This window comes from Pseudomonas sp. CF161 (genome assembly GCF_000416215.1).
Lineage (GTDB): Bacteria > Pseudomonadota > Gammaproteobacteria > Pseudomonadales > Pseudomonadaceae > Aquipseudomonas.
Window position 1 is genome coordinate 46,056 of sequence record NZ_ATLP01000102.1, and the last position, 17,622, is coordinate 63,677.

Annotated in this window: 9 protein-coding genes; 5 read left to right on the forward strand and 4 right to left on the reverse strand. The window is 64.6% G+C overall.

The window, feature by feature from the left end; all coding sequences use genetic code 11:
• Positions 1-177 precede the first annotated feature (177 nt).
• On the forward strand, positions 178-5,430 hold the full coding sequence (locus tag CF161_RS22880) for a DNA repair ATPase (protein ID WP_020298992.1): 5,253 nt from the start codon (positions 178-180) through the stop codon (positions 5,428-5,430).
• Between the two features lie 64 nt (positions 5,431-5,494).
• Positions 5,495-6,184: a phospholipase D-like domain-containing protein gene (locus tag CF161_RS22885; protein WP_020298993.1), complete on the forward strand. Its 690-nt coding sequence runs from the start codon at positions 5,495-5,497 to the stop codon at positions 6,182-6,184.
• Between the two features lie 29 nt (positions 6,185-6,213).
• Here CF161_RS22885 and CF161_RS22890 read toward each other — a convergent pair whose 3' ends face one another.
• From CF161_RS22890 to CF161_RS22900, 3 genes are all read right to left on the reverse strand, one after another.
• Entirely contained in the window at positions 6,214-7,938 is a 1,725-nt protein-coding gene (locus CF161_RS22890) for a hypothetical protein (protein WP_020298994.1), read from the reverse strand.
• A 65-nt stretch (positions 7,939-8,003) separates the two neighbouring features.
• Positions 8,004-9,728, reverse strand: coding sequence for a hypothetical protein (locus CF161_RS22895; RefSeq protein WP_020298995.1), 1,725 nt, complete (start codon positions 9,726-9,728; stop codon positions 8,004-8,006).
• 60 nt (positions 9,729-9,788) lie between these two features.
• Positions 9,789-11,555, reverse strand: coding sequence for a hypothetical protein (locus tag CF161_RS22900; protein WP_020298996.1), 1,767 nt, complete (start codon positions 11,553-11,555; stop codon positions 9,789-9,791).
• Positions 11,556-11,824: 269 nt separating this feature from the next.
• On the opposite strand from CF161_RS22900, the gene CF161_RS22905 reads away from it, so the two are divergent.
• From CF161_RS22905 to CF161_RS22915, 3 genes are all read left to right on the forward strand, one after another.
• Positions 11,825-12,367 carry a YaeQ family protein gene (locus tag CF161_RS22905; RefSeq protein ID WP_020298997.1) on the forward strand — a complete coding sequence of 181 codons (543 nt, stop codon included), beginning with the start codon at positions 11,825-11,827 and terminating at the stop codon, positions 12,365-12,367.
• 61 nt (positions 12,368-12,428) lie between these two features.
• Entirely contained in the window at positions 12,429-14,138 is a 1,710-nt protein-coding gene (gene recJ / locus CF161_RS22910) for a single-stranded-DNA-specific exonuclease RecJ (protein WP_020298998.1), read from the forward strand.
• Between the two features lie 384 nt (positions 14,139-14,522).
• Positions 14,523-15,632 (forward strand): NADH:flavin oxidoreductase/NADH oxidase, encoded by a 1,110-nt coding sequence (locus CF161_RS22915; protein ID WP_020298999.1) that lies wholly within the window; start codon positions 14,523-14,525, stop codon positions 15,630-15,632.
• Between the two features lie 350 nt (positions 15,633-15,982).
• On the opposite strand, the gene CF161_RS22920 is transcribed toward CF161_RS22915, so the two are convergent.
• Positions 15,983-17,602 carry a glucan biosynthesis protein D gene (locus CF161_RS22920; RefSeq protein WP_043230166.1) on the reverse strand — a complete coding sequence of 540 codons (1,620 nt, stop codon included), beginning with the start codon at positions 17,600-17,602 and terminating at the stop codon, positions 15,983-15,985.
• Positions 17,603-17,622: the final 20 nt, after the last annotated feature.

The following is a 17,622-nucleotide window of genomic DNA, read 5'->3' on the forward strand; positions in this document are numbered from 1 at the left end:
CGAGCCCGCGAGGCTGCGCTGGCCCTGACAACCCTCCGGGTAACTCCGGAAGATCAACGCTTTGTCAGGCGCCAGCGCTCTCAGCCTTCAGCCGCCACGCCCACTACAGCCCATCGCATCAGCTAGCAGCGCTCAGTTTCTTTTTTTGTACACCGCCGTAGATCCAGGAAGGCCACGATGTCGGACGCACAAGCCGCAACTCCCGCACAGGATGTATTGGACAAGGCCGTCGCCGAAGGCGGCGCCTATGAGGTGCTGCAAAAGCGCCTGCTGGACCAGGGCCAACGCCTGCGGAAAACCGCCGAAGGCCTCAACCAGCGCCGCCTGGAAGAGTTCGGCAACAGCCGCATGGAAGTGGTCGGGCGCGTGCGCATCCGCACCGAAAACAACTGCATCGCCCGGGACATCGTCCAGGTCGGCGACTGCCTGCTGTTTGGCTACAACGTGTTTATCGGCCTGAAGAAGGAGACCAGCGTCGCCGACGTGTTCTCCCTCTATCGGCTGGTGGAAGAGGGCGAAGGCTACGAGGCCGAACCCGTACCGCTGGAAGGCACTTTCCTTGCCGCCCAGGGCTTCCTCAACGACTTCAACGAGCTCTACACCTATTACAAGAACACCCGCCTGCTGCAACTGGCGATTCGCGACGGCAAGCTGCTGGCGAGTTTCCAGATCGGTGAACGCATCACCGACGTGCGGGTGTTCCGTTGGTCCATCTCCCTGGATGGGCGCGACGTGCGCTACATCGACAACCGCGGCGAGCGCGACATAGCGCTGCCGGCCCCGTTCGATTTCGAGTGGCGTAAAGCAACCCGGGAAATGGCCGTCGAAGGCCGTTTCCCGCACATGAACATCCTCGACACCGTGTTTGTCGAAACTATGGGCGGCGATCTCACCGTCAAGGTCGAGAACAACACCGAGGATGGCCTGGGCATCTACCGCGAAGAGGTGCTGGACAAGACCCAGTCCCTGGACGACGGCCAGATCGAATTCGCCCGCCTGGGCAGCCTGATCCTGCTCAAGATCCTGCCGTACCGCGAAGAGCAGTGGCGCTACCTGGTGTTCAACAGCCTGACCCGCCAGGTCGAGCGCATCGACGCCATTGGCCTGGCCTGCGTGCAGCTGCCGGAAGACCACGGCATCATCTTCCCCGGTGGCTATTACCTGCAGAGCGGCGAGTACAAGACCTTCGAGCAATCGATGGAAGGCATGCGCTTCAAGCGCTCGGTGCGCTCGCCCAACGGCGAAGACGTGCAGTACATCTTCTATCACCCCGAGCAGGGGCGTTCGGTACTGCTCACCTACAACATGATCAACCGCCAGTTGCAGAACCCCTTGTTCGGCCACGGCTACGCGCGCCTGGAAGACGGGCGCATGGTGATCTTTGCTGCTGAAGGCGACGAGCCGACCCGCATCCACCCGATGCAGGTCTGGCAGACGCCGTTTTTCACCGAGGAGTACGCGGCCCGCCAGCCGGCGCGCAGCGGGTTCCTGGGGCGTATCGGCAATGCCGAGCTGGTGCGCAGCGTGTCCGACCTGTACGACCTGTGCCGCGAGATCGGCACCCCGGCGGTGTCGGTGCAGCGTTATTCGCTGCTGTGCCAGAACACCCGTCGCCTGTTCGACGTCTACCACTGGCTGGGCAGCGAAGAAGTCGGCGGCCTGGCGCCGCTGCTGCGCGAAGTGGCCGCCACTTCGGAGCTGGTGCTCGATGAGTACGAGAAGGTCGAGGGCATTCGCCGCCAGTCCGACCAGGCCATGCTCAGCGCCGAAGACAAGCAGAAAGCCCTGCTCGCCGGCCTGCTGGTGGACAGCTGGGACCAGGTGCAGAACTTCGTCGATGCGCTCAACGCCATCACCGCCCAGCGTGGCCTGCTGCTGACCATCCGCGAATACCGCTACATCGATGTGGTGCGCATCGACGCCATGGAAGCCGAACTGCTCCAGGCCCAGGAACGCACCGCCGCCGGCACCGCGACCTTCCTCGCCAGCGAGCAGGCGCTGCAGCCGTTCGTTACGCGCCTGGAGGCCCTCGACGGCGAGGCGCAGAAAGCCCAGACCGTGGCCCAGTTGGCCGAGCCGCTGAAGGCCTTGCAGGCCATGGCCGCCGACCTGGACATGCTGTCCGGGCTGATGGCGTCGCTGCAGATCGACGACGCCACCCAGCGCACGCGGATCATCGAGTCCATCTCCGAGATCTACGCCCGCCTGAACCAGGCCAAGGCCCGCGCCGAACAGCGGCGCAAGGCCCTGGGCTCGACCGAGACCGTGGCCCAGTTCGGCGCCCAGTTCAAACTGTTCAGCCAGGGCATCACCAATGCCCTGGCCCAGGCCCAGGACCCTGAGCGTTGCGACGAGCAATTGTCGCGCCTGCTGGTGCAGCTGGAGGAGCTGGAAAGCCGCTTCGGCGATCACGAACAATTCATGGGCGACATCCTCACTAAGCGTGAGGAGTTGCTGGAAACCTTCGAAGCCCACAAGCAATCCCTGCTCGACGAACGCCAGCGCAAGGCCCAGGGCCTGCTCGACGCCGCGCGGCGGATTCTCGACAGCCTGACCCGGCGCACCGCCAAGTTCACCCAAGCTGAAGAACTCAATGCATTCTTCGCCGCCGACCCGCTGATCCTCAAGTTGCGCGAGTTGGCCGAACGCCTGCGCCAGCTCAAGGACAGCGTCAAGGCCGACGACGTCGAGGCCCGCCTCAAAGGCGCCCGCGACCAGGCGGTACGGGCCCTGCGCGACAAGACCGAGCTGTTCGAGGAGGGCGGCAATGTCATCAAGCTCGGCCCGCGCCATCGCTTCAGCGTCAACACCCAGGAACTCGACCTGACCCTGATGCCCCGGGGCGACGCGCTGCACCTGCACCTGACCGGCACCGATTTCCTCGAGCCGTTGCACGATGCCGAACTCGAAGCGCTGCGCGACTTCTGGCAGGTGGCGCTGGAGTCCGAATCGGCCCAGCTGTACCGCGCCGAATACCTCGCCGGCCAGGTGCTGGACGCGGCCGATGCCGGGCAGGAAGGCCTGAGCCTGGAGCTGCTCAAGCCGCTGTTGGCAAAGCCGGACGAACTGGCACGGGTGATTCGTGATTTCGCCGCGCCGCGCTACAAGGAAGGCTACGAAAAAGGCATCCACGATCACGACGCGGCGGCGATTCTGATCCAGCTCCTGCCGCTGCGCGAAAGCGCCGGCCTGCTGCGCTATGGCCCGCTGCCACGGGCGTTCGCCAGTGTGTTCTGGAACCTGCAGCGCAGCCTCGAAGCCCCGGCGCAGTGGCCGGAGCGGGCGCGCACCAGCCGGCATATCCAGCAACTGTTCGGGCGTCGCGAAGGGCTGCTCCAATTGCAGGCGGAAATCGCCACGGCGATGCAGCAGTTCTTGCTTGAACAACCCCTGGCGCTCAATGGCTCGCAAGTGGCCGAGGCCGCCGAGTACCTGGTCCAGGAACTGGCCGCCGAACGCATCGAATTCACCTTCAGCAAGTACGCCAAGCAACTGCAGGAAGCACTCAAGGTGCGCTTGCAGGGCGCGCGCATGTGGGACGACTACCAGCAGGCGCTGGCGCGGCTGGCGGATCGCCCGGCGGCGCAATGGGCACTGGCCGGCAACTGGCTCGATGGTTTGTGCTCGGAGGCGGAACTGGCCGCATTGGCGGACTACGTGCCCGAGGCCGTGGCCCTGTCGCTGCTGCCCCAGGATTTTGCCAAGCGCATTACCGAAGTCGACCTGCGCTTCAGCGTCGACAACCTGATGGGCGAACACCCACGGATCAAGGAACGCAGCCTGACCCTGGCGGTGGACGAGTTCTTCGCCCGCCTGCGCAGCCATCGCGAGCACTTCCTGCCGGGCCTGCAACGCTACCAGGCATTGCGCCAGGGCATCATCGGCCGCGAGCGCGAGGCCTTGCGCCTGAGCGAATTCAAGCCGCGTCCGTTGAGCTCCTTCGTGCGCAACAAGCTGATCAACGATGTGTACCTGGGGGTGATCGGCGACAACCTGGCCAAGCAGATGGGCACGGTCGGCGAGAACAAGCGCACTGACCTCATGGGCCTGTTGATGCTGATTTCGCCACCGGGCTACGGCAAGACCACCCTGATGGAATACGTCGCCCACCGCCTGGGCCTGATCTTCATGAAGATCAACGGCCCGGCCCTGGGCCACGACGTGCGTTCCCTGGACCCGGCCCAGGCCCCGGACGCCACCTCGCGCCAGGAACTGGAGAAACTCAACCTGGCCCTGGAGATGGGCAACAACGTGATGCTGTATGTCGACGACATCCAGCACACCCATCCCGAGTTCCTGCAGAAATTCATCTCGCTGTGCGACGGCACTCGGCGCATCGAAGGCGTATGGAAGGAGCGGACCAAGACCTACGACATGCGCGGCAAGAAGTTCTGCGTGGTGATGTCGGGCAACCCGTACACCGAGTCCGGCGATGTGTTCAAGATCCCCGACATGCTCGCCAACCGGGCCGATATCTATAACCTGGGCGACACCCTGGGCGGCATGCAGGAATCCTTCGCCCTGAGCTACATCGAAAACGGCCTGACCTCCAACCCGGTGCTGGCGCCGCTGGCCACCCGCGACATGGCCGACGTCTATCGTTTTGTGGCCAAGGCCGAGGGCAAGCCGTTCTCCAGCAACGAGTTGAGCCACAGCTACAGCGGTGCCGAGATCAACGAAATCACCACCACCCTGCAGCGCCTGATGCAAGTGCGCGACGTGGTGCTCAAGGTCAACCAGCAGTACATCGCCAGTGCGGCCCAGGCCGACCAGTACCGCACCGAACCGCCGTTCAAGTTGCAGGGCAGCTACCGCAACATGAACAAAATGGCGGAGAAGATTTCCGCGGTGATGAACGACGCCGAGCTCTTGCAACTGCTCGCCGACCACTACCAGGGCGAGTCCCAGCTGCTGACCACCGGTGCCGAGGAAAACCTGCTCAAGCTCGCCGAGCTGCGCGGTAACCAGACCCCGGAGCAGGTGCAGCGCTGGGCGCAGATCAAGCGCGACTTCCAGCGCAACCGCTCCATGGGCGGCAGCGACAGCGACGTTGGCAGCCGCGTGGTGGCCCAGCTCAACGACCTGGTGGAAGGTGTGCGTGGCCTGGCGCGTCAGCCTGCGGCCGAACATGCCGAAGGCGGCTTGCCATGGCGCGAGCTGCTGGCCGGGCTGGAGCAGTTGGGGCGCCAGCCGACCAACATCGAGGTCGAAGTGCTGGCGCCGGAGCAGAAGGGCCTGCGCGAGGTTCTGGAAAGCCTGGCGGTGAACCTGGAGAGCAGTTTCTTGCCGCTGATCAAGGTCATGCACAAGAAGATCGACGTCGACCTCTACACCCACCACCGCATCACCGACATCTCCAACCGTCTCAATGAGCTGGGGCAGATGCTGGGCAATGGCCAGGTGCCGACCCTGGACGACAAGCAGCCTTGAACCGAGGCGCCCGGGCCAAGGCTGCGGGCGCCACTTGCGTGGATCTGAACAACAGGGAGTTTGCATGGATTTTGAAGGGCTGGACCGTCAGCTGCGCGACAGCGTGCAGGACCTGCGGCTGAGCAACGAAGAGCGTGACGAGCTGCGCCAGCTGGGCAGTGAGCTGGGCCAGGACCAGGTGCGCTACATGCGTAACCGCGCCTTTGACCTGGTGCGCGAGCTGGCCCTGGCCGACAGCGCCAATGTGCTGCCGGCATTGAAATGGCTGGAGCAGGTGATCAAGACCCTGGACGCCAACAACGCCCCGGTGCGGGACATGGCGAGCGCCCACTTCAGCCCTGGCGAAGACTGCCGGCGCAAGATTCGCGATCTGTGTCGCCAGGCTCGAATCTCGGTGGATATCTGCGTGTTCACCATTTCCGACGATCAATTGAGCGACGAAATCCGCGCCTGCCACCAGCGCGGCGTGGCCGTGCGGGTGATCAGCGACAGTGAAAAGCAGTTCGATGTCGGCAGCGATATCGCCGCGTTGCGCGAGGCCGGCGTGCCGGTGCGGATCGACGACACACCGTTCCACATGCACCACAAGTTCGCCGTGTTCGATGGCCGAACCTTGCTCAATGGCAGCTTCAACTGGACCCGCAGCGCCACCACCGGCAACGAGGAAAACCTGCTGGTGATCGACCATCCGCAACTGGTGGCCAGTTATCTCAAGGAGTTCAATGAACTCTGGAGCCGCTACGCGCCGCGTTAAGGCGTGCAGCGGCTGGCGCCCACAAGGCCTCAGGCGGCGTTCGGGTAACCCCAGGCGCTCTCGGCGGCCAGGCTGTCGATCAGTTTCTGGCGCAGCCCGTGGGCTTTTTCCGGAGCACTGTGGCTCAGGGTTTCCAGGGCCTGGTGCAACTGCTGCACCGGGTTTTCGTCGATAAACAGATTGCGCAGCTCCAGGCCGGCAATCGCCTCCTCGAAGCGTTGCTGGCGGATATGGTTCAGCACCATGGCCTGGCTCAACTGGTGGGTGAAGGCCGCCTGTTGTTCCAGGCGGGTCTGCAGCGCGACGGCTTTTGCCTGGTCGTCGATGTAGACGTAGCTCAGCGCCAGCTGTTCCAGATACAAGTTTTTTTCCCCAGGTTCCAGCGCCCCATTCTGACGGTCGTCGTCGAGGGCCTGCACGGCCTGGTCCAGCAGTTCGCCGGCTTGCCGGGTCTGCTCCAGGTCGTGCAGCAGTTTGGCCTGCAAGGCCTGTTTCATCGGACGGTCGGCGTATTCGAGCTGGGCGTTGAGGCGGGCCATCTCTTCCAGGTTGTTGCGGATCAGCCAGCTGTCGCGGCGCAGGCGCGGCAGCTCGGCCTGGACCCGCAGTTGGGTTTCCAGGATCAGCAGGCGCAACCACGGCCATTGCTCATCGCCACGCAAGGTCTCCAGTGCCGCCAAGGCTTGCTCCAGCAGGCGGGCGCACCATTGCGTGTGTTCCTCGACGTAGGTGCCCCACAGGCAGATCAGGCACCAGATGCGCTGCCCGGTCGAAACGGCACAGGCCTGCAAGGCCGCCTCGGCCTCGGCCATCTCATTGCGCGCGACATGCCAGTTCAACAGGCTCAACAGCAGCTCGCTGGCGCAGGTTTCCGGCACCTGGGCGATCAGCTGTCGCGCCAGTTCCGGGCGGTTGGCGTCCAGGGTCAGCTTGAGCAGCGGCGGGTAGCGCAAGTAATCGTCGGGCTCGGGATTCAGCGCCAGCACCTCGAACGCGGCGTCGAACTCCCCGGACTGCATCAGCAGGACCACGACGATGATCTGCACTGCCTCGGGCAGCTGCGCGGCCATGGCCGGGAACTGCGCATCCTGCCCCTGGGCACGGTACTCGAGCAGGGTCTCTTCCACTTCATAGGCGTCCAGTTCGTCGACCGGCTGTTTCAGCAGCAGTTGCCAGGCCAGGCCGATGCTGATGGCGGCTTTATCCGCCAGGCCCAGGCTGCGTTGCAGGGCAGCCAACTGCCGGTGCTCGCTGGGGGAGTCCGGGCTCAACTGCTCGACGCCGAAGGTCACCAGCAGCGCGCGGGCCTGCTCGTGTTCACCCATGGCCACCAGCAGCGGGATGCGCAGCAGGGGCGCTGACGGCAGGGGTTGCTGCAGGCGCTCCAGCAGGCTCAGCACCGCCTGGGGGCCCTCCTTGTCGAGCAGGGTTTCGAGCAGTTGGTTCAGCGCCATGGGCTGGTAGGTTTCATCGAGTTCGGCCAGTACTTCCAGGGCCTGTTCCTGATTTCCCTGCTTGTACAGCGCGCTGGGTATCTGGAACAGCCCCAACTGCCGGGCTTTGCCCGTCAGGCGTTGGGCCAGTTGCAAGGCCACCTGGGGTTCGACGGTGCTGAGGTGGGCGGCGCGATTGATCTGCGCCGCCTCGCCCTCGGTGATGCCCAGGCTCAGGCTGGTGCTGCTGCTTTTGTGGGCATACACCACCAGCAGCGAGATCACGCCGGTGATGAGCAGCAGGATGATAAACACTTCCATGATTCGATTTTCCTCTGGTACGGGTCAGGGCCGGCGTGGACCACCGGGTTGCGGCTAGGCGAATGTCAGTCCGGGGTGCCTGTGGTCAGCGAGCTATGGATCAGGGTGTCGAGCAGATGCTGGTGCAAGGCGCGGGCCTGCTCCGGTTGCTGCAACTGCAAGTGCTGCAAGGCCTGGAGCAAGGCGGTCAGCACGCGGTTCGGGTCGAGCAGGATGCTGAAATCGATGGCGGCGATGGCTTCGGCAAAGCGCTGGTGCTGGACGTGGTTGAGCACGATGCCCTGGGCCAGTTCGTGGCGGTAGAGCGCCTCAAGTGTGCGCAGGCTCTCGTGCAGCGCGATGGCCGGCTCGACCTGGTCGATGCTCAGATAGGCCTGCGCCACTCGCTCCAGATCGAACTGCTGCTCGATGGGATCCGCCTCCTGATTATCGCGAAGTTGCTGCACCAGGTGATCGAGGAGCTGCACAGCGTATCCGGTCTGGCCAAACAGGTGCAGCAGTGGCGCCTGAGCGCAGTAGCGATCGAGCTTTTCCTCCAGGTTCAGGTCCGGGTTGAGCCCCTGCAGTTGCGCCAGGTTGTGGCTGATCAGGTTCTGCTCGCGACGAGCCTCGGGCAGGCGGGCCTGGGCCTGCAACTGGCCTTCCAGGATCAGCAGGCGATACCAGTTGTCGGCCTCCCCGTGTGGCGTCGCGGGCAGAAACTCCGAGGCCCGATCCAGTAGTGCGGCACTCCATTGCGGCTGGCTGGCATGGCTCATTTTTACCAGCCTGAGCAGCAGCTCCAGGCGCTGTTCGGCAGGGTGGATACGGGTTTCCAGCAGTTCCTCGGCGAGGGCGGTGGCGCCGCGTTTCGCGTGCCAGTTCATCAGTCCCAGCAGCAATTCATGTTGTTCGTAGGCGGGGGCGAGTTCGATCAAACGTTCGGCCTTGTCCAGCTCGTCGGCAGCCAGGGCCTGGCGCTGCAACTGCTCGTAGGCGTCGTGAGCCAGGTGTTTGCCGGCTTCGCCCAACAGAGTCATGGCGGCTTCCAGAGCACCGAACTCGAACAGCACGCTGGCGGCGATGGCTTTCTCGCTTGCGTGCAGTTGCTGGGCCAGCTCAATCACCCGCGTAGCGCCGTCCTGCAGGTAGAACTCGTGCAAGAGGGCGCGCAGTTTTTTCGGCGCCAGGCTGCCGTCTGCCTCGCGTGCGTTGATCCAGGCCCAGGCGATGCTCAGGGCGGCGCACTCGGTCTGGCCGAACTGGCGTTGCAGCGGGGCGATGCGCAGGCTGTCGTGGGCCGAGATCAAGTCCGCGCCTGACTGGGTCTGGACGCTGCCGATCATCTTCAGTATTTGCAGCGCGCCGTCCTGGTCGCCTTTGGCAAACCGCAGCTTCATCAGCGCGATATGCCCGTCGACCGGCATCAGTACCCCGGTCTGATCCAGCAGGGCCTGTGCGGCCAGGTGGTCACCCTGGTCCAGCAGCAGCTCGACCACATCCTTGAGGGGCTGGGGCAGGTTGTTTTTTTCCAGCTCGCCCAGGGCTTGCAGGCCTTCCTGACGGTAGCCGGCACCGACCAGCAACGGGGCCAGGCCTTGCAGGGCGATTTGCCGAGCATGGCCATCCAGCTGCCGGGCTATCTCAAGGCCGACCAGGGGGTTGCTGCGAGCCAGGAGCAGGGCCCGATTGATCACCGCCCACTGCGACGCCGTCACGCGCAGGGCCAGGGCGTTGCGGTAGCGGTAAAAGCTATAGGCCGCGACGCCGGCAATGGCCACGGCCAGCCCGGTTCCTGTGAGTGTGTCCATGAGGGTTCCTGTGCAAGGCGGGTGGCGCCCGCGTCCGTCAGCGACGCGCGGGCGCCTGGGTCATGGCGTTGGCCGAGCGCCGAGATCGCCGTTGATCAAGGTGTCGAGGAGCTTTTCCCGCAACTCGCGATAGCGGGTCGGGGCTTGTGCCTGCACCTGTTCAATGGCCTGGTGCAGCGGCGCCAGCAGGTTTTCACCGCCGGTCAGGGTGATCACATCGATCGCCTCGATGGCTTGTGCCAGGCGCTGGTGGCGGATGTGGTTGAGCGCGATCTGCAGCGACACGTCACGGCACGGAAAGTCTTGCTGTTCGAGTTCATCGCGCAAAGCAATGGCGGGCAGCGGCTGGTCGATACGCAGGTAGGCCTCGGCCACGCATTCCAGGTCCAGTTTCTGGCTGAAGCCATAGCTGCCCGGGACTTTGTCCTCGTCCTCGTCCTCGTCCTCGTCCTCGTCGTCTTCGTCCGGGTGGTCCTTGATGTACTGCGCGAGCATCTGTAGCTGCTGGCTGGCAGCATCGTCCTGGCCCAGGGCATGCAGCAGCGCGGCTTGTGCTTCATAGCGCTCCTGGATGGCCGGCATTTCCAGTGCGGCGTTGAGCTCGGCGATCTGCTGCAGAAGGTTGCCTATCAGCGCCTGATCGCGGCGTGCTTCGGGCAGGTGAGCCTGGGCCTGCAACCGGCCTTCCAGCACCAGTAACTGATACCACGTCTCGTTTTCCGCGCCCTGCACATGCTCCAGCTGTTGCTCGGTGCGCTGGCGCAAGGCAAGGCTCCATTGCGGCTGGTAGGCGTGGCTGAACGTCGCCAGCTCCAGACCCAGCGTCAGGTACTGCTCGGGTGTTTTCAGGCGGGCCTGGATCAGGGCGTCGGCGGCGGCGGTTTCACCGCGCTGCACGTGCCATTGCAGCAGTGTGAGCAGCAGATCGTCGGTGTTGTACTCAGGATCCGCGTCAATCAGGCGCAGGGCGTCATCCAGGCGCTCGGCAGCGAGGGCCAGCGCCAGCAGTTGTGGGTAGGTTTCATAGGGCAGCTCCGCGCCGGCCTGGCCCAGCAGGATAAAGGCCGGTTCCAGTGCGCCACCTTCAAACAGCACGCTGGCGGCGCAATCCTTGTAGGCCTCGGGCAGTTGCTCGGCGAGTTCGATGACCCGCGCGGCGCCGTCCTGGGCAAAAAACTCCTGGAGAATGGCGCGCAGTTCCTGGCGGTCCAGGGTGCCATCGGCGCCCAGGGTCGACCAGGCCCAGGCGATGCTCACGGACGCGGCTTGCTTCATATGCATGGCGCGCTGGCGGGCCGCCATTTTCAGGCTGTCGGCGCGCGACAGGACGAATGCTCCGGCGACTTCCTGGAGTTCGGTGATGGCCTTGAGTTGTTGCACCGCCGAGGCCTTGTTGTCGGTGGCCAGGGCCAGGTCGATGCCGACGATATGCCCGTCGATCGGCAGTTGCGACCCCTTGATATCCAGCAGTTCCCGGGCGGCTTTGGGATCGCCTTGTTCCAGAAGGATCTCGAGGATGGTTTTCAGCGGGGCGGCGTGGTTGGGCTTGACCAGTTCGGCCAGGGCTTTGAAACCGGCTTCGCGGTGGCCATTCTTGACCAGTGCCGGCGCTACATACTGCAACGCCAATTGCCGTGCGTGGCCTTCCAGGCGTTGGGCGATGTCCAGCGCCAGCAGCGGTTCGCTCCTGAGCACCAGATTGACCCGATTGATCTGGGCGACATCGTGGGGGCTCAGGCGCAGGGCCTTGGCTTTCTTGTGCCGGTAAAACCAATAGCCTGCCGCGACCACGGCAACCACGGCACCGATCTCTACAAACACTTCCATGAGCTTCCTTTTCCGTTGATGGCTTCAGGGCGGCACAACGCACATCCCGAATCGCGCGAGCGTTATAAAGCCCTCGGCGCGTGGGAACAACCCCTGCACGCGCGGATCGTGGCAATCCGCGCCAGGTTCGTGCCTTCACGCGTGCTTGAATAGCGGCTGCGGGGCTGGCGCGGGGTGGCGCCAGGTGCCCGACGGCGGGTCATCGGCCGGGCAGGGGGAAAGGTTTCGGGTTAGACTTGCCGCCTTTTCGCACATCAAGAAGCGCGCACATGGCCCAGCCGTCCACCACCTACAAGTTTGAACTGAACCTCACCGACCTCGACCGTGGGGTGTACGAGAGCGTCAAGCAGACCATCGCCCGTCATCCTTCGGAAACCGAAGAGCGCATGACCGTGCGGCTGCTGGCCTACGCCTTCTGGTACAACGAGCACTTGTCGTTCGGTCGCGGCCTGTCGGATGTGGATGAGCCGGCCCTGTGGGAAAAGAGCCTGGATGATCGCGTCCTGCACTGGATCGAAGTCGGCCAGCCGGATGCCGACCGCCTGACCTGGTGCTCGCGCCGCACCGAGCGCACCAGCCTGCTGGCCTACGGCAGCCTGCGTGTGTGGCAGACCCGGGTAGTCGACACCCTGAAGAACCTGAAAAACGTCAACATCGCCGGCGTGCCCCAGGACGTGCTGGAGACCCTGGCCAAGGACATGCCCCGGGTGATCAAGTGGGACGTGATGATCAGCGAAGGCACTATCTTCGTCACCGATGACCGTGGCCAGCACGAAGTCCAGCTCGAATGGCTGATGGGCGATCGCGGCTGATTGCCAACCGCTCCCGTCCTCTGACGTCACCCTGCATTAGAAGAGAAGCCCCAATCGCCCCATGCGTATCGAACCCCGTGAGTTGCCCGCCACCCTGCCGTTTCTCGGTGATCTGCCGCCCTTGCTGACCCGCCTGTACGCCGCCCGTGGCGTGCAGTCCGAGGCCGAGCTGGATAAGAGCCTGGCGCGGCTGATTCCCTATCAGCAACTCAAGGGCATCGATGCCGCCGTGGATTTGCTGGTGGTGGCCCTGGAGCAGCGCCAGCGCATTCTGATCGTTGGCGACTTCGATGCCGACGGTGCCACCGCCAGCACCGTGGGCCTGCTGGGCCTGCGGCTGCTGGGGGCGGCCCATGTCGACTACCTGGTGCCCAACCGCTTCGAATACGGCTACGGCCTGACCCCGGAAATCGTCGCCGTGGCCCAGCAGCGCGAGCCGCAGTTGCTGATCACGGTGGACAACGGTATCTCCAGCGTCGAGGGCGTGGCCGCAGCCAAGGCCGCGGGCTTGCAGGTGCTGGTGACCGACCACCACTTGCCGGGCCATGAACTGCCGGCGGCCGATGCCATCGTCAACCCCAATCAGCCGGGTTGCGAGTTCCCGAGCAAGGCCCTGGCCGGGGTCGGGGTGATCTTCTATGTGTTGATGGCGCTGCGCGCGCGCCTGCGCAGCCTGGGCAAGTACGACCACCAGCCACAGCCGAACATTGGCGAACTGCTGGACCTGGTGGCCCTGGGCAGCGTGGCCGACGTGGTGCCGCTGGATGCCAACAACCGGATCCTGGTGCACCAGGGCCTGGAGCGAATTCGCGCCGGGCGTGCGCGGCCGGGGCTCAAGGCGATTCTTGAGGTGGCCAAGCGCGATCACGCCCGCATCACCTCCACGGACCTGGGTTTTATCATCGGCCCACGCTTGAACGCGGCGGGGCGCCTGGACGACATGAGCCTGGGCATTGAATGCCTGCTCACCGCCGATGCGGCGGCAGCGCGGGAAATGGCCGGGCAGCTCGACGAGCTGAACCAGGACCGCAAATCCATCGAGCAGGGCATGCAGCGCGAGGCCCTGGCCCAGCTCAAGGACCTGCCGCTGGAGTCCATGCCGTTCGGTCTGTGCCTGTTTGATGCCGACTGGCACCAGGGGGTGATCGGGATTCTCGCGTCGCGCCTCAAAGAGCGTTATCACCGGCCGACCATCGCCTTCGCCGATGCCGGCGAGGGCATGCTCAAGGGCTCGGCGCGCTCGGTGCCGGGGTTCCATATTCGTGATGCGCTGGACGCGGTGGCCGCCAGGCACCCGCAGTTGATCAGCAAGTTCGGCGGGCATGCCATGGCGGCCGGTTTGTCCTTGCCTGAAGGGAATTTCCCGGCATTTGCCCAGGCGTTCGATGAAGAAGTCCGACGCCAGTTGCAAGAGGAAGACCTGACCGGGCGCCTGCTGTCGGACGGTACCTTGGCCATCGAAGAGTTCCACCTGGAACTGGCCCGGGCCCTGCGGCATGCCGGGCCCTGGGGGCAGCACTTCCCGGAGCCGCTGTTCCATGGCGTGTTCCAGTTGGTGGAACAGCGCGTGGTCGGCGAGCGTCATTTGAAAGTGGTGCTGCGCAGCGAATGCGGTTCGCTCAAACTCGACGGCATCGCTTTCGGCATCGACCGCGAAGTCTGGCCCAACCCGACCATCCGCTGGGTGGAGCTGGCCTACAAACTCGACGTCAACGAATTCCGGGGCCAGGAAACCGTGCAACTGATGATCGCCCATATCGAACCGCGCTGATCCTGATGGCCAGGGCCGCCTGACACCCCTCGGCCAGGCCAGGCTCTGCCGCTGCCGCTGCCGCTGCCGCCAGGCTGCGCTGGCCATCGGCTCCATCGCTGTTTTTCCTGATACCCCCTCGGCGGCTGCCCCGGCCAGCGCAGCCGGGCGACAGCGGCTACACCCACCGCCATTCTTCCCGATACTGCAACGGCCACCCCAATGGGCTTTTTACCAGGAACCCTGCTCCGGCCAATGTTGTCGACTAGTCTCTAAGCACTGTCTGATTGGCCTTGTGACCTCTTGTCCTTTTTCAACCCGCGGGGGCGGGCGTTTCACCTTGTTGTCACTCGTCGACTTTTCAAACAGAACCCTGGAGCCTGACCATTGATCGAGAGGTGCCCCATGAGTCTGCTGCTTGAACCCTATACCCTGCGTCAACTGACCCTGCTCAACCGCATCGCGGTTTCACCCATGTGCCAATACTCCGCCGTCGATGGCCTGGCCAACGACTGGCATCTGGTCCACCTGGGCAGCCGCGCCGTGGGCGGTGCCGGGCTGATTTTCACCGAGGCCACGGCGGTCACCGCCGACGGGCGCATCACCGCCCAGGACCTGGGCTTGTGGCATGACGAACAGATCGAACCCCTGCAACGCATCACCCGCTTTATCGCCGCCCAGGGCGCGGTAGCCGGGATTCAACTGGCCCACGCCGGGCGCAAGGCCAGCACCCATCGGCCATGGCTGGGCAAGCATGGCAGCGTCAAGGTCGAGGACGGCGGCTGGACCCCGGTCGGGCCTTCGCCGATTGCCTTCGACCCGCAGCACACGCCACCCACACAGTTGGACGAGGGGCAGATCGCCGAGGTGATCCAGGCCTTTGTCGACGCCGCCAAACGCGCGCTGGTTGCCGGTTTCAAGGTGGTCGAAGTGCATGCCGCCCATGGTTACCTGCTGCACCAGTTCCTCTCGCCGTTGAGCAATCAGCGCCGCGATCAGTACGGGGGCTCGTTTGACAACCGGATTCGCCTGGTGCTGCAAGTCAGCGAGGCGGTGCGCGCGGTCTGGCCGCAAGAGCTGCCGCTGTTTGTGCGGGTGTCGGCCACCGACTGGGTGGAAGACGGCTGGAACCCGGATGAAACCGTGGAGCTGGCACGGCGCCTGAACGCGTTGGGGGTGGACCTGATCGATGTCTCGTCCGGGGGCACGGCGGCCAATGCCGAGATTCCCGTCGGCCCCGGTTATCAGACGCGCTTCGCCGAGCGGGTGCGCAAGGATGCAGGGATTGCCACCGGCACCGTCGGCATGATCACCGAGCCGGCCCAGGCCGAGCACATCCTGCGTACGTGCCAGGCGGATATCATCTTCCTCGCTCGCGAACTGCTGCGCGATCCGTACTGGCCGCTGCACGCCGACGATGACCTGGGCGGACGCAAGGCCACCTGGCCGGCGCAGTACCAGCGGGCGACCCACAGGGACCAGCCGATTCATGAATCGGATCTGCGTGACGGATAAACCCGCGGTGTAAAAAAAACCGGCCCTGCAGGCTAATACCAGTCAGTCAAGGGCAAGCACTGTCATTGTGGCGAGGGAGCTTGCTCCCGCAGCGGCCCCAGAAATGGGGCTGCTACGCCCCGGAGCCCCGGCTGGCCCCACGGGAGCAAGCTCCCTCGCCACAGGTTATGTTTCGTTCGCTCTGGCGCTTAACTGATCGGCCCTGTAGGCCGGTTTTTTATGGCGCGTCGTAATCGATGGAGCGGTAAAAGCATCGAGTACCGCTGGCATGGCACGGCGCCCTTTGGGACCAGCGCAGCCTGCGGCAGCGGCTACGGGGTGTAGCCGCTGCCGAGCTGGCGAGGCTGCGGTCAGGGGTATTTGCGTTTTTCCGGGGCGGGCGGGAAGTATTGGTACAGCCAGGTTTCGCTCAGGGTGCGGTCATGGGTGCGAATGAACAGCCGCAGTTCTACCGGGTCGACGCTGTCGTTGGTGGGGAACCAGTCGAAGGTGATGCGGTAGCCCTTGATTTCGTCCAGCACCAGCACGTTGAAGTCCTTGACCTGGCCGTTGGAGGCGGTGACCACCGGTTCGATGCCGGTGCCGGCCGGCAGGCGATCGAGGCCGCCACCGGTGAAGTCCACGGCAAAGCGTCGGGCCCAGACCTCGGGGTAATGCTCGCCCGGGGCCCAGCCCTCGACGAAGCCGCCCATGCCCGAACGCGTGGCATGCACCCGCGCCAGCGGCGTGCCCACCGGGGGCAGGGCGCTCCAGTACAGCTTGTAGCCATAGTTCAGCGATTCGCCGGCAGCCACCGGTTTTTTCGGGGTCCAGAAGGCCACGATGTTGTCCAGGGTCTCGCCGGTGGTCGGGATCTCCAGCAGGTCGATCGAGCCTTCGCCCCAGGCGGTGGTGGGTTCGACCCACAGGCTCGGGCGCCGGCTGTACCAGTCCACGGTGTCCTGATAGCTGGCGAACTCATGGTCGGTCTGTACCAGGCCGAAACCTTTCGGGTCCTTGTCGGCGAAGGCATTGAATTGCAGGGTCGCCGGGTTGTTCAGCGGGCGGCAGATCCATTCGCCATTGCCGCGCCACATGGCCAGGCGGTCGGAGTCGTGGATCTGCGGGTGGATGGTGTCGCACATGCGCCGCTCGTGGGTGCCGCAGCTGAACATGCTGGTCATCGGGGCGATGCCCAGTTGTTCGATGGCGGTGCGCGCATTGATATGGGCGTCGATGTCCATCACCACACGCTCGGCCTGGCAGTCGATGTCGAAGCGATAGGCGCCGGTGGCGCTTGGCGAGTCGAGCAGGGCGTAGACCACGAAGCGGGTGCTGTCCTTGTCCGGGGTTTCGAACCAGAACTGGGTGAAGTCGGGGAATTCTTCGCGTTTTTTGGCGTAGGTATCAATCGCCAGGCCACGGGCCGACAAACCGTACTGGCCGGTGGCGTCCACCGCGCGGAAGTAGCTGGCGCCGAGGAAGGACACCACGTCGTGCTTGTCCAGCTCCGGAGCCTTGAACAGCTTGAACCCGGCAAAACCCAGGTCGCCCTTGAGCTGAGTGGTGTCGACGCTGGTGTTCTGGTAGTTGAACAGCGGCGGACGGAAGTGCACTTCCCGCGCCTGGCGGGTCTTCGGGTCGACGCTGTGCATCCGCACCGGCTGCTTGAAGCCCATGCCGACGTGGAAGAACTGCACGTCCAGCTGGCCATTCAGGTCGTTCCACAGCGAGTGTGCGCCGTCGTACTGGATGGCATTGAAATTCTGCGGGGTCATGGTCGCCAGGGTGGGCGGCAACACCTGTTTGGTGTCCTGGTAGCGACTGCTGGCCAACTGCTTGGCCTGGGCCTTGAGGCCCTCGAAATCAAAAGTCTGCGCCTCGCCATCGGCAGCGCCGGCCCAGGCACGGGCCGCCAGCAGGCCGCTGGCCGAAAGGCCGGTGTAGGCGGCCAGGGCCATGGAGGCTTTAAGTAGATTCCTGCGGTGCATAGGTGAACCTTGTTCTGGGG